Genomic DNA, 13,605 nt, shown 5'->3' with positions numbered 1-13,605 from the left:
CTACTTTCTATTCGTAAAAATTAATCATCAAAATAAGGATGGTCGGGATTAATCAAAATCCGTTGAATCTTTTTCGCGTGGCCGGTCTTCCCGTCCACGTCGATCACACACCCGGATAAAACAGCCGGGCTATCTTCTTGCACATTAAAGCGGGTCGGCATTTGTTCCAAGAAGCGCTGAATGACGTTTTCACGAGTCATCCCTAAAATACCGTTATATGGCCCAGTGAACCCAACGTCGGTCAGAAAGGCCGTCCCGTCAGGTAACACCCGGTTGTCACTCGTTTGCACGTGGGTGTGCGTCCCAATGACCGCACTAACTTGGCCATCTAAATACCAAGCCAAGGCTTCTTTTTCGCTCGTCGTTTCGGCGTGCATATCAATAAAGATATTGGGCGTCGTTTCCCGTAACTCGGCAACGAGTGGTTGCACCGTCGTAAACGGATCCGCTAAATTTTGCCCCATAAAGACGTTTCCTTGCAAGTTAATGACCGCTAATTTTTCGGTATTCACATTCACAATAGTATAGCCGACCCCTGGTGTGGTCGCTTGGGGAAAGTTTAATGGTCGCACTAACTTCTTGGCATTACCAATAAAGTCAAAAATTTCATTATTATCCCAAGTGTGGTTACCCATCGTAATGACATCAGCGCCCGCCTGTAAAAAGTTCTTATAAACTTGTTCATTGATGCCGCGACCGCGTGTGGCGTTTTCGCCGTTAACAATCGTGACTTGCGGCTTATAGCGCCGTTTGAGTTTTGGTAAATAGGTGTCAATCGCATCTTGACCAACTTGGCCCATGACATCACCCACAAATAAAATTCGCATTAGTTGCTCCCTTGTTTTAACGTTATATCAATTATTTTAGCATTTTTTTGCCCCAAAAAGGTCAGTGAACTTTACTCAATTAAAATAACGCGTCCCCTGCCAGTAGCAGCGCAACGCGTTATTTTAATTTTTATAATTTTTCTGGCAGCTCCGCGGTTGCAATCATGGCCCAACTAATTAGTAGCAACAAGCCAACCACGAACATGCCAGCCACCGATTGCGCCGGCCAATGTCGACTGGTCGCCCCGCCCAAGACGAGTAAGCCCAACCCAATCGTTCCTAGCCAGCGACTCAACTGTGGATAGCGTTGCCGTAATAGCGGCCGTGGCTTTAGTTGACGCCAGAAACGTCGTAACTGCCACCACGCTACTAAATTAAAGATCATCAGCAGGAGGATATTGCCATTAACTTTTAAGACCGGAAATAGCATGATGACGACAAACCCTAAATTACTTGCTACTAAACACCAGCGAATAACTTTCAATTTTGCCAGCACGGTCGTCTGACGAATATTTAATAAAACTTGCCCATCCTCACGTAACAACGTATCCAGTGATAATTGATATAAATCGCCTAACGCCACCAGTTCTTCCAAGTCAGGGTAACTGTGTCCCGTCTCCAAACTCGAAACCGTCTGCCGGGCCACATGCAATTGGTCGGCCACGGCTTGTTGCGTCATTTGATGTTGTTGGCGGGCGCAGTGTAATTGTTCACCTAAACGCATCGCCCTCATCTCCTTTTTTATTCGGCCGCTATTTAAACGGCGACACTGCCGATTGTGTCCGCATAATTAGCCAAAAGAATCCTAATGCAGTCCCGACCGCTAGCGCCCCCGCGGCCCAATTATTTTGAACGGTGCCCCAACCTCCTAAAATCATCAATGCCACTGCGGGTAACCATAAATATGCCGCCAACCACGGCCAACGTTCCCGTAATAGCAATGGTGATTTAGGGGCCAATTGGGCTTGAAAGCGATTGACTCGATTTAGCGCGACGACATCACAAACCCCTAACCCCATGATTACGATTGGTGCCACCAGTTGCCACGGCCAGGAAAATAGCACGGCGACAAGTACCGCAATCACGACCAAGTTGCCCCCGACTAACCAACGCCGAATCCCATGCAATTGTTTTAAAACAATTTGCCGTTGAATTTTCGGCACCGCTTGCGTATCTTCACGTAATAGTTGATCAAGTGACAAGTCATAAAAATCACTGAGCTGCAATAAAGTTTCCAAGTCCGGATAACTGTGTCCAGTTTCCCAGCTAGAAATAGTCTGCCGGGCCACATGTAATTGGTCGGCTACGGCCTGCTGGGTTTGCCCATGTTGTTGACGAGTGACTTTTAAACGTTCTCCTAACTCCATGACCCTCACCTCCGTTTGATTTGCCCTCATCATACCTACAGCGCTTTCAAAAAGCTAGCCAAGTTTCTTGGCATGTGGTCATATCAACGTTTTAACCGGTCTATTTGTTAAGTATTAGGCGCAACCCGCGACTCAATTTTTCTATGTATTTAGGTCGAAAAAAGCCACCGACCAAGGTCGGTAGCTTTTCAAGATTATTTAGCGTAGTCAACAGCTCGAATTTCCCGAATAACGGTAACTTTAATGTGACCAGGATATTCAAGTTCATTTTCAATTTGCTTTTTGATATCGTGCGCCAAAACAGTGGCTTGTAAGTCAGAGATTTCTTTTGGCTTAACGATAACCCGAATTTCACGACCAGCTTGAATCGCATAGCTCTTCTTGACGCCATCTTCATCATTAGCAATCGCTTCAAGTTTTTCAAGTCGATGAATATAATTTTCAAGCGACTCGCTCCGAGCACCTGGCCGGGCTGCCGAAATTGCATCGGCCGTCGCAACCAGCACGGCAATAATCGATTTTGCTTCGACATCGCCATGATGCGAAGCAATCGTATTGATTACAACTGGACTTTCTTTGTACTTCGTTGTTAATTCCACGCCAATTTCAACGTGTGAGCCTTCGATCTCGTGATCGACGGCTTTACCAATATCGTGTAATAATCCTGCGCGTTTCGCGACAGTAACATCTTCACCAAGTTCAGCGGCTAAGACGCCCGCTAACTTCGCAACTTCAATCGAATGGTTCAAGACATTTTGCCCATAACTAGTCCGGTAATTCAAACGCCCAACTAGCTTGATTAAATCTGGGTGCATCCCATGTAGCCCCAGGTCAAATACAGTTTGTTCACCGGTTTCCCGGATCTTTTCATCCATTTCTTTACGTGCTTTTTCAACCATTTCTTCAATCCGGGCCGGATGAATCCGACCGTCTTGAATCAACTTTTCAAGCGCAATCTTGGCAATTTCGCGCCGGATTGGGTCGAAACCACTGAGCACGACTGCTTCTGGGGTATCATCAATAATTAAATCAATCCCCGTCAAAGTTTCGAGCGTGCGAATATTACGGCCTTCACGACCGATGATGCGGCCCTTCATGTCGTCATTTGGTAACGAGACTACTGAGACCGTCGTTTCAGAGACCATATCAGCAGCACTTTGTTGAATTGCTTGGACAATTAAGTTCTTGGCTTCTTTTTCAGATTGCGCCTTAACTTCATCCGTATTTTCTTTAATCATCACGGCCCGTTCATGGGTTAATTGGTCGCGTGTTTGAGTTAAAATTTGTTCCCGCGCTTGGTCTTGTGACAAGGCGGCAACCTTTTCTAATTCGGCTTGACGTTGCGTGATTAGTGAAGCTGCACTTTGTTGCTGTTGCTCAACCCGTTTTTGCTCGTTAGCAATTTTATCTTCTTTTTTGCTAAGCGCATCTTCGCGTTTTTCAAAAGTATTTTCTTTGTGATCCAAAGTTTCTTCGCGTAATAACAACCGGTCTTCTTGCTTTTGTACTTCATTCCGGCGTTGTTTTAATTCCGCTTCAACTTCAGTTCGATAACGATGACTCTCTTCTTTGGATTCAAGAATCTTTTCCTTTTTTTGAGTCTCCGCTGCCTTATTGGCCTCAGAAATAATACCTTCGGCGGTGTTCTTGGCTACGTCCAATTCTTTTTCGTGGACATTCTTACGCACATAATAACCAATCCCATAGCCGACAACAATTGCGATGACTGCGAGGATTATACCGAAAACATTCATGTTTCCACCTCCGCATCACCAAAATCCAGTTAACATAAAATCAACTACAAATTTTTAGATGTTATATTTTGATTACTTACACACTTGTTATTCTAATGTTTGCAACTAGCAGTGTCAACTTAAAGTCTTATGTGAGAGCGGTTGCGATACTGATATCATCTAGTCTTTTACCGGTTCTTATGTAAGCAAAACGCCCAAAGCAACCGCTTTGGACGTTAACGTATAACTTATTTATCTTCTTTAGTATCGCCTAAGTCTAATTCACTCGGATCTTTGACATCATCCGTTGCAGCGGCTTCTTCATCGGTAGCTGCGTCCATGCCATAAGCATCACGAACCTTTTGACGAATCTCAGCCATCACATCAGGATGCTCTTCCAAGTACTTCTTCGCATTTTCCCGACCTTGACCAATGCGGTCTTCGCCGTATGAATACCAAGAACCACTCTTCTTAACAATATCCTTGTCGGCAGCCATATCAACGATTTCACCCGTTTGGGAAATCCCATGACCATACATGATGTCGACTTCAGCGCGTTTAAATGGCGGCGCAACCTTGTTCTTGACCACTTTAATCCGAACCCGGTTCCCGATAATATCGGTCCCGTCTTTGATTTGTTCTGCCCGCCGAACTTCCAAACGAATCGTCGCATAGAACTTCAAAGCCCGACCACCGGGGGTCGTTTCAGGGTTACCAAACATAACCCCAACTTTTTCACGAATTTGGTTAATAAATAACGCAATCGTCTTCGTCTTGTTCAACGTCCCAGAGAGTTTCCGTAACGCTTGTGACATCAACCGCGCTTGTAACCCAACGTGGGCGTCACCCATTTCGCCTTCGATTTCAGCCCGCGGTACTAAGGCCGCCACTGAATCGACAACTAAAATATCGACCGCACCACTAGAAACTAAGGCATCAGCAATTTCCAAGCCTTGTTCTCCAGTATCTGGTTGAGAAAGTAACAAGTCATCAATGTTAACACCTAAGTGTTCCGCATAAACGGGATCTAACGCGTTTTCCGCATCAATATAAGCAGCCGTCCCACCTTGCTTTTGCACTTCCGCTACGGCGTGCAAAGCAACAGTCGTCTTACCAGAACTTTCAGGGCCGTAAATTTCAACGATTCGGCCGCGGGGATACCCACCAACACCTAACGCATCATCTAAGGCTAAAGACCCACTGGAAATAGTTGAGATAGCAGTGTTCGCTGCATCCCCCATCCGCATAATGGAGCCCTTACCAAAGTTCTTTTCAATCTTTTTTAAGGCAGCATCTAGTGCCGCTTGCCGTGCATCAGCCAAATTAGTTCCTCCTTTGGTGCTCGCTTTCTACTTTTAATATCATAGCGGTTCAACCTGAGAATTGCAAGCAAAAAGCGAACAAAAGTTCGTATTATTTTTTAAAGTCTGTATCGGCGGCGATTGCGCGCCGTAATAAGTCTAATCCGACCAAGACACTGCGTTCCCGAATTTTTTGGCGATCACCCGTGAAGTGATATTCGTACGCCACGGTCGGCTGATTGCGATAGGCAATTCCAATCCACACCGTCCCTGCCGGTTGGCCTTCCAACTCATCCGGACCAGCGACCCCGGTAAAGCTAACTGCCGTATCAGTCGCCAATTGCGCCCGCGCACCGTGGGCCATCGCAATGGCCGTCGCTTCTGAAACGACGCCTTGTTCATCAATCACTTTTTGCGGCACGTTGACGAGTTGATGTTTCGCCGCATTGGCGTACGTCACAAAGCCGCCCGGAAAGATTGCCGAAACGCCCGGGACACCACCAATCGTGCTTTGGAACTGACCGGCCGTTAAACTTTCCGCCGCCGTAATACTCAAGTGTTTGGCAATCATATCGTTAATAACGACTTTCGCCAACGAATTATGGTCACCACGGCCGTAGCAAAATTCACCCACCCGGCCGTTAATTTCAGCTTCCATTTGATCAATGGCAGCTTTTGCGGCCGTTTTGGAAGCAGCTTGGGCACTCAAGCGTAAAGTCACTTCATTTGTTTTAGCATATGGAGCCACCGTAACGTCACTTTGATGTTCAATCAAATCATTTAAGACCGTTGCTAGTTTGGACTCCGTAATCCCAAAGAAACGCAAGACGCGCGAATAAATTTGGGATTGTTGCCCATACGCTTGTTGCAACTGCGGCTTGACTTCAGTATCAAACATCAATGCCATTTCACGAGGCGGTCCTGGTAATAAGATAAAGTCCGCTGAATCGGGCGATTGATAAAAGGCCCCGACCGCTAAACCATTATGGTTCATCAACGGCGTCGCACCAGCTGGATACAACGCTTGGAGCCGATTATTAGGCGTCATCTCACGACCCACTTGTTCAAAATGGTCGGTGATGACTTGCATCGTCTTGGCATCTTCGACTAACGGCACGTTTAGATATTTCGCTAACGTTTGTTTCGTTAAGTCATCGTTCGTCGGTCCTAAGCCCCCGGCTAATATCACTAAATCATTTCGTTGCGCGGCAATTTCAATGACCGCCGCTAAGCGCTCAGGATTATCCCCCACAACCGTCTGATAGTAACTATCAATCCCAACTTCGGCTAATCCTTGCGCAATATGGGTACTATTCGTATTCATGATTTGACCGAGTAAAATCTCGGTTCCCACGGCAATTATTTCGGCTTGCATTCAAGCAACCTCCCTAAAACCATTTTTATTAGGCCGACCGACCCAATCACACTCTACACTTAGTATATACGAAAACTAAAATGTGCCCCATTATTTTTGTCTGATAAATTTAATCGACCAATCAATTTGACCATTAGTTTTACTGAAAAAGCAATCATAAAAAAGGATTGCCGCTTGCCGCAGTTGAATTTAATTTCATAACAACATTTAATTAAAAGTTCGCACGACATATTTCGACTTAAATAATCATTTTTCAACCCATTATTCCAGCATCAAACACCTGACTCCATTACTCATGCCATCAATTTTATTACTGATAGTTATTAACTCAGCTAGGCTAACCATTGGATTACATAAAACAGTGTCGACACCATTTTTGACTCGATCTGGTCCGTGTTCAATTAAAATAACATCACCCCGGAAGTCCGGCGGTCAGTGTGAACGTGCTGAAAGTTCGCTTAGCTGAGTGCTTTTCTCGGCTTAGCGAACCGGCATCTTTCAAGATTCGCGGGTTGGGCGGAGCTTGAAAGTGAAGTTGGCGACCGCTTTTTGGCGCCAACCGGTCGCAGCTCGTGAACACTGACCGCCGGACTGGAGGGGCAATATTCGTTTTATCCAAAAAAACTGCCAGCACCAGGCTGACAGTCGTTATGATTAACTTTATTTGAAACCATCTGAGAAAACATCGCGGTTTTGCACGAAGTAATCAATCCCCGAGTAAATGACGAAGAATAAGCAGATGTATAACATGATGCTAGCAAATGGTACGTTGATAGCGGCAAACAATACGTTGTTCAATAACAAGAAAATAATCGCAATCATTTGCGTTGTTGTCTTGATTTTCCCAGGCATAGCTGCAGCCATCACTTGACCATTATTTTCAACGATTAATAACCGTAACCCGGTAACCGCTAATTCACGGCACATGATAATGGCCACGACCCAATCAGGGGCCATGTTTAACCGGACTAAAATAATGAACGCCGTCATGACTAACATTTTATCAGCGAGTGGATCCGCAAACTTACCGAAATTGGTCACTAAGTGTTGTCGCCGAGCAATTTTACCGTCCGCTAAGTCCGTCAAGGAAGCCACGGCGAAAATAATCGTCGCGACAACTTGCGTGACTGGGATGGTTGTGCCGGCCCACACGACTTGGCCCCAACTTAGTGGGAGCACCATAATCAATAAGAATACTGGAATCAAAATGATTCGAAACACCGTTAATTTATTAGGTAAATTCACCGTACTAACTCCCCTTGCAACTTTATTTAATGGTTAACGTAATCGTCCGTACTTGTGACGAACTGTTCTTTGGATTGAAGTCAAACTTCTTCCCGTTAATCGTAATCGTAGTTGCAGTGGCGTTACCTAAGCTGAACTTAACCGTCTTGGCGCTGCTTGGTAAGGTTAATGAATGTGACCCGTTAGCGGTCAACGTCCCTTGCCAAGTTTGCGTGCCATCAGTTGTCACTGACGTCCAAGCAGCTTTCGTCGCTTTGATTTCAACTTTGTTCTTGTCTGCGCCGTTAGTCATCGTGAAAGCCGTATCGCTACTGCTATCAGCTTTGATAGTTTGCGTCTTACTGCTCTTAGCCTTTGATTCGGAGCTAGCCTTAGCGGCACTGCTGCTAGCGGCTTTCTTAGAACTGGCCGCACTACTACTGTTCGTCTTCGTGCTGGATACTTTCACCGACGAGCTCGCGGCTGTCGATGAACTTGAGCTGCTCGTGTGTGTCCGTACCGCCATAAACCAGATGAACAACAAGATTAAGACGACAACTGCCGTCACGACAATCGTTGGCAAGTAATTACGAACACGGCCAGCTGGCGTCGTGCTAGGTTGTTCACGGGTAGCCGTCCGGGTTGGTTGAACGTCATCAACGTTTTGCACGATATTTTCCGTGTTAGTGGCAGGTAATTCATCGCTATATTCTTCTAATAACGCGTTACCGTCCAAATCAACCGTATCTGCATATTGCTTAATGAACGCCCGCACGTAAAAGTCGCCGGGCAACTTGTCGAACTGTTCATCTTCAATCGCGATTAAATACCGCTTTTGAATCTTGGTGATTTGTTGTAAATCATCAATGGTCAAACCTTTGTCTGTTCGCGCCGCTTTTAAGCGCGCGCCAATCGTACGCTTTTCTTCATTTTCACTCATTGACTTTTTCTCCACCCTAAGTCTATTTTCAAAATCTTTCGCTTCATAGTATATCACAGCTAACCCAGTTGTCAGTAGTGCAACGATGAAATTTCAGATTTCCTTAACCCTTAGTTGCCGGTCGAATTTGATACTCGCTGATTGCTTGTGACGTCAATAATTGTGCCGCAATCGTGGCAATATCTTCCAAGGTCAAACCATCAATAATCGCGGGTTCGTCAAACAACGTGGCCGCGCCAAATAAGCGTTGATCATAGCGATTGGCGATGGCTTCCAGTGAGTTCGCCATGAAAACAATCCGCCCAATCATTTCTTTTTTGACCGTCGCCAATAAGTCATCTTGGTCGAGCACGGCTGGTTGCCAATTTTCCAAACCGTCAATAATGGCGGCATCAAATTGGGCTGGATCGTTAGTTTCCCCACTAAACGTCAAGAAATTAAACCCATTTTGTAATTCGAAGTCATAACCAAACGTATCATCAATAATACCTTGGTCATATAACTTCAAATAATTCTGCGACGTATCACCGAATAACATCTCTAATAAGACGTTAACCCCGGCCCGATATTTCAAGGCCGCCAAACCGTCTTCGATTGGCGCTAACCCTTTCACACCCACGACCGATTTGGCCCGTGCGACCGGCATATCAATCGTCCGATAAGGGATAATATCATGACCATCCGTGGCGGTCGCCGGAATCCGGCGTTCAATTGGTTGAAAAGTATCGAATTGTTTAGTCGCTTGATTCGTCGTAATCCAATCCAACACTTCGTCAGGGTCGAGCTTACCAACCACAAATAACGTCATATTTTCTGGATGATAAAAAGTCCGATAAGCCGCGTATAAATCATCAGCGGTAATCTTAGCAATCGACTCAGTCGTCCCGGCAATATCATATTGTAAGGGATGATTGGGGTATAAATTGCCAATCATGCCAAAGTATAAGCGCCAGCTCGGATCATCATTGTACATTTCAATTTCTTGACCGATGATGCCCTTTTCTTTTTCCACCGTTTTCGTGGTGAAATAAGGGTCTTGGACAAAATCGAGCAACGTCATTAAGTTCTCACGCAAGTTACGCGTCGCTGAGAACAAATAACTCGTCCGCGTAAAACTCGTAAAGGCGTTAGCGCTAGCGCCATATTTACCAAACGTTTGAAACGCATCGTGGTCCGCCTTTTCAAACATTTTGTGTTCCAAAAAGTGCGCAATACCATCGGGGAACCGTTTCAATTCGTCACTACCGGCCGGGACAAACGTATTATCAATGGAACCGTAATTAGTCGTAAACACCGCATACGTTTTATGGAAGCCCGCCTTGGGCAGTAACGTGACCGTCAAGCCGTTAGGTAATTTAGTTTGATAACTTACTTCATTGAACTGATCATATTTATTTACTTGCATCTAGGCCGCGCCTCCACTTAAGAAGAACCCTTGATTTAACGTGACTAACTGGGCCACCGCCATAATCTCATCTTTGGTGACTGCTTGAACTTTGGTCAACCACTCGTCATCGGGCATTGATTGTTGCGTTAAATCGTCAATCAGCGCCTGAACCGCAAACGTGCGTTGACTATCCAAACTAGATTCAAAATCATTGATTAAGCCTAATTTCACTTGTTCAACTAAGTCATCTTCAAAATCGCCTTGTTGAATGGCCGTCAATTGGTCCGCAATAATTTGGAGCACTTGGTCATGATTTTGACCATCAATCCCAGCTTGAACTTTTAACACCCCGCGAAATGTATCGAGTGAACTGCTAGCGTAGTACGCTAAGCTCGCCTTTTCTCGCACATTCATAAACAATTTTGACAGTGGTGACCCACCGAATAATTCATTGAAAACTAAGGCGGCGAAATAATGCTCGTCGCGATAAAAGACTGGAAAATCATAACCTAAGTTCAACTTAGCTTGACTCAAAGTTTGAACTTCTTGTTGCTCGACATAGTCCCCAGTATTTTGATGGTGATAAAAAGCTGCGGGACGGGGCGCCTGACGATCACTAAATCCGGCTGCTTGCCAACGTGCGGCCACATCGGCTTCGTCAAAGTCCCCCATCACAATAATGTCCACTTGGTCATTTTGAATGAGTTGTTGATAATAAGCGTATAAGTCAGTCGCCGTAATTGCGGCTAAATCACTGGCAACGCCAAAACTAGGCACTTGTTGCGCCGCCGAGTCAGCAAATAATTGGGCGTTTAATTTTTGCGCCGCATAATATTGTTTATCATCACTAACCGATTCAATTGCTGATTTCAAATTGGTTGACTGCCGGTCAAAAGTTGCCTGATCAAATTGACCATTCGCGGTAAGTGGCTTAAAAATAATACTTTTTAAAAAATCGATGGCTTGCGCCGTCAATGGTGCTTGTGTTGCTAAATAACGTTCATTGGGTACGGTAATAGCCAACCGCAAATTGTGCGTTGGTCCCTTGCGACTAACACCCGCGCCAAAAGCGGCCCCGTACATCGCTGCTAACGCATGTGCTAAGGCGCGTTGGTCGGGATATTCGGCCGAACTCGTTTCTAATAAATTGGACAACAAGGCCCGTTTGGTAATTTCATCACGGACAATCGGTGCCCGGAAATTAACAATAATTTGGTTGGTTTTAAATTGATGACTAGTAACCGTCGTCAATTGAACCCCTTTTGCTAACTGAGTTTGCAAACTTTAGTCCTCCTTGCATATGTACTAAATAATAAGCGAAAGGCCGTCTTGACGCAACTTTCCCTCCTTAAACTCCCCGGAAATTTCATTGGGTCGGTCCAATTTTGGCAAAATCCGGTAAAAATGAGATTCCTATGAGGTTAGTTTAACATTGCAAACTCGCGGTTTGTCTGCTATTCTTTTCATTATTGATAAAATGAGGAGCGAATTAATGTGAAAGTAATTAAATTTGGTGGCAGCTCGTTAGCCAGCAGTACCCAACTGCAAAAAGTACTGTCAATCGTCCAAGCCGATGCCCAACGCAAATATGTGATTGTGTCGGCCCCTGGTAAACGGTTTGATGGCGATACCAAAGTCACCGATTTGCTTATCCAATATGCTCGTCAAACGATTCACCGCCAAGATACGACGGCGGTCGTGCAAACGATCATTGATCGATATGCCGAAATCGGTCATGGGTTCAACGTGGCTGAAGCCCAACTGACCCCCATTTTTAACACGATTAAAAACTTGCCTAACCAACCATATGCGGACAACACATACTTGATGGCCGCTTTTAAAGCTCACGGCGAACGCTTGAACGCTCAATTAGTCGCCGCAGTTTTCGCGCAAGCCGGCTTAAATGCCCGTTATCTCGACCCCAAAGATGCGGGGATGGTCGTCACCGATGTCCCTGACGACGCTCAAATCATCGACAGCAGTTACGAAAACATTGCCAAGTGGGCCGACAGTGACCAGATTCTCGTCATCCCTGGTTTCTTCGCTTATAACCGCAATGGGCAAATTTGTACCTTCTCGCGGGGCGGTTCCGACATTACCGGGGCCATCATCGCCCGTGGCGTCAACGCTGAACGTTACGAAAACTTCACCGATGTCGACGCCATTTATGCGGTCAATCCTTCATTGGTGGCTGAACCCGCGGCCATTAATGAGATGACCTTCCGGGAAATGCGCGAATTATCCTACGCTGGCTTTTCTGTTTTCCATGACGAAGCGTTGATTCCAGCCATTCAAGGTAACATCACGGTGAATGTTAAAAACACGAATCACCCGGAAGCACCCGGAACGCTTATCAAGTCGAACCGTGAAGCTAGTTCTGACTACCCCGTCACCGGGATTGCCAGTTCATCAAGTTTCTGTTCGTTATATTTACGCAAATACTTGTTGAACAAAGAAGTGGGCTTTGGCCGTAAGATTTTGACGATTTTAGAAGATCATCACGTCAGCTACGAACATATGCCATCCGGGATTGATGACTTAACGATTATTTTCGATGAACATCAATTGACGCCGGAACTCGAAAAAGACTTAACTCAAGAAATTTCAGCCGCGGTCCATCCAGATGAAATTTACTTCACCCATGATTACTCTATCTTAATGTTAGTCGGTGAAAGCATGCGCAACCGCGTCGGCATCATGTCGCGCGCGGCCACGGCTTTAGCCAATAGCAATATTAAACTCATCATGGTCAACCAAGGTGCGTCCGAAATTTCAATCATGTTTGGGATTCACGACCGCGATGCGGATCAAGCTGTCGTGGCCTTGTATAATGAATTTTTCAAAAAGTAAGCTTCAAAAACTATTAAAGAATCTGGGACTGACGTCTTCGCTTAATGACACGTCTTATCTGAACAGTACAAATAAGGGAGTCACCACTATGCTTGTTAGTGGTGGCTCCCTTATTGTTTCTGAATGATAGTTGCAATTTAGCTGGAAGTCAGTAGTAATTGAAGTCGCCATGCAAGTGGCACTAATAGCGGTGGCTTTTGCTTATCTTTGTTGTCGAACCGTGGTCCCCAAGGCAGTTTGTTCCGCTTAACCCGACATGGACAATCATGCCCGTGAACTAACCGCCTTAGATGGACGGATTATCTCCTTATCTTTATTGCCGAAACGTGGTCTACCAGGCAATTTGTTCCGCTTAACCCGACATAACCAATTATGCCCAAAGCCCGGACATAATTGGTTATGTCACGTTAATGCTCGCAAATTAACCGCCTGGTAAACCACTCTTATTTTTATCCCACATCTTTCAAATGATAATCATGCAACACCGGAATCACCGTCCGCGTCTTTGCTAACTGGGCACTCGCTGCTAAACAATCATAAAAGTCCTTATGGTAGATTGCAAATTTAATCCGAATTTTTGGACAAATTGTTCAGCATAACC

At 45.4% G+C, this 13,605-nt stretch carries 11 protein-coding genes; 1 reads left to right on the top strand and 10 read right to left on the bottom strand.

The features are described 5' to 3' along the window. Positions 1–20: 20 nt before the first annotated feature. From DY78_RS04215 to yfmF, 10 genes are all read right to left on the bottom strand, one after another. Positions 21–827, bottom strand: coding sequence for a TIGR00282 family metallophosphoesterase (locus DY78_RS04215; protein WP_024625096.1), 807 nt, complete (start codon positions 825–827; stop codon positions 21–23). A gap of 130 nt (positions 828–957) precedes the next feature. After that, positions 958–1,551 carry a helix-turn-helix transcriptional regulator gene (locus tag DY78_RS04210; protein ID WP_024625095.1) on the bottom strand — a complete coding sequence of 198 codons (594 nt, stop codon included), beginning with the start codon at positions 1,549–1,551 and terminating at the stop codon, positions 958–960. A 28-nt stretch (positions 1,552–1,579) separates the two neighbouring features. After that, complete coding sequence (locus tag DY78_RS04205) at positions 1,580–2,194, bottom strand: helix-turn-helix transcriptional regulator (RefSeq protein WP_024625094.1); 615 nt, start codon at positions 2,192–2,194, stop codon at positions 1,580–1,582. Between the two features lie 194 nt (positions 2,195–2,388). After that, positions 2,389–3,948: a ribonuclease Y gene (gene rny, locus DY78_RS04200; RefSeq protein ID WP_024625093.1), complete on the bottom strand. Its 1,560-nt coding sequence runs from the start codon at positions 3,946–3,948 to the stop codon at positions 2,389–2,391. Between the two features lie 227 nt (positions 3,949–4,175). Next, complete coding sequence (gene recA / locus DY78_RS04195) at positions 4,176–5,249, bottom strand: recombinase RecA (protein WP_024625092.1); 1,074 nt, start codon at positions 5,247–5,249, stop codon at positions 4,176–4,178. Positions 5,250–5,340: 91 nt separating this feature from the next. Further along, positions 5,341–6,603, bottom strand: a complete 1,263-nt coding sequence (locus DY78_RS04190; RefSeq protein ID WP_024625091.1) for a competence/damage-inducible protein A — start codon at positions 6,601–6,603, stop codon at positions 5,341–5,343. A gap of 660 nt (positions 6,604–7,263) precedes the next feature. After that, the gene (pgsA, locus tag DY78_RS04185; RefSeq protein ID WP_024625090.1) at positions 7,264–7,848 is read right to left on the bottom strand and encodes a CDP-diacylglycerol--glycerol-3-phosphate 3-phosphatidyltransferase; all 585 of its coding nucleotides are present in this window, start codon (positions 7,846–7,848) and stop codon (positions 7,264–7,266) included. A gap of 22 nt (positions 7,849–7,870) precedes the next feature. Then, positions 7,871–8,767 (bottom strand): helix-turn-helix domain-containing protein, encoded by an 897-nt coding sequence (locus DY78_RS04180; protein ID WP_024625089.1) that lies wholly within the window; start codon positions 8,765–8,767, stop codon positions 7,871–7,873. 103 nt (positions 8,768–8,870) lie between these two features. Beyond that, positions 8,871–10,172: an EF-P 5-aminopentanol modification-associated protein YfmH gene (yfmH, locus tag DY78_RS04175; protein WP_024625088.1), complete on the bottom strand. Its 1,302-nt coding sequence runs from the start codon at positions 10,170–10,172 to the stop codon at positions 8,871–8,873. Beyond that, a complete protein-coding gene (gene yfmF, locus DY78_RS04170) occupies positions 10,173–11,435 on the bottom strand; it encodes an EF-P 5-aminopentanol modification-associated protein YfmF (protein ID WP_024625087.1) in 1,263 nt (420 codons plus the stop codon). A 213-nt stretch (positions 11,436–11,648) separates the two neighbouring features. Between yfmF and DY78_RS04165 the strand changes: the two genes are divergently transcribed. Beyond that, positions 11,649–13,004, top strand: coding sequence for an aspartate kinase (locus DY78_RS04165; RefSeq protein WP_024625086.1), 1,356 nt, complete (start codon positions 11,649–11,651; stop codon positions 13,002–13,004). Positions 13,005–13,605 lie beyond the last annotated feature (601 nt).

The organism is Lactiplantibacillus fabifermentans DSM 21115 (genome assembly GCF_000498955.2).
In the GTDB taxonomy this organism is placed as follows: Bacteria; Bacillota; Bacilli; order Lactobacillales; family Lactobacillaceae; genus Lactiplantibacillus; species Lactiplantibacillus fabifermentans.
Note: the sequence above shows the minus strand (reverse complement) of the source record. Positions and strands in the feature narration are given on the sequence as shown.

Excerpts from the sequence above, each read along its gene's own strand:
- DY78_RS04215 (WP_024625096.1), bottom strand. The coding sequence starts at position 827 with ATGCGAATTTTATTTGTGGGTGATGTCATGGGCCAAGTTGGTCAAGAT.
- DY78_RS04210 (WP_024625095.1), bottom strand. The coding sequence starts at position 1,551 with ATGCGTTTAGGTGAACAATTACACTGCGCCCGCCAACAACATCAAATG.
- DY78_RS04205 (WP_024625094.1), bottom strand. The coding sequence starts at position 2,194 with ATGGAGTTAGGAGAACGTTTAAAAGTCACTCGTCAACAACATGGGCAA.
- rny (WP_024625093.1), bottom strand. The coding sequence starts at position 3,948 with ATGAATGTTTTCGGTATAATCCTCGCAGTCATCGCAATTGTTGTCGGC.
- DY78_RS04190 (WP_024625091.1), bottom strand. The coding sequence starts at position 6,603 with ATGCAAGCCGAAATAATTGCCGTGGGAACCGAGATTTTACTCGGTCAA.
- DY78_RS04180 (WP_024625089.1), bottom strand. The coding sequence starts at position 8,767 with ATGAGTGAAAATGAAGAAAAGCGTACGATTGGCGCGCGCTTAAAAGCG.
- yfmH (WP_024625088.1), bottom strand. The coding sequence starts at position 10,172 with ATGCAAGTAAATAAATATGATCAGTTCAATGAAGTAAGTTATCAAACT.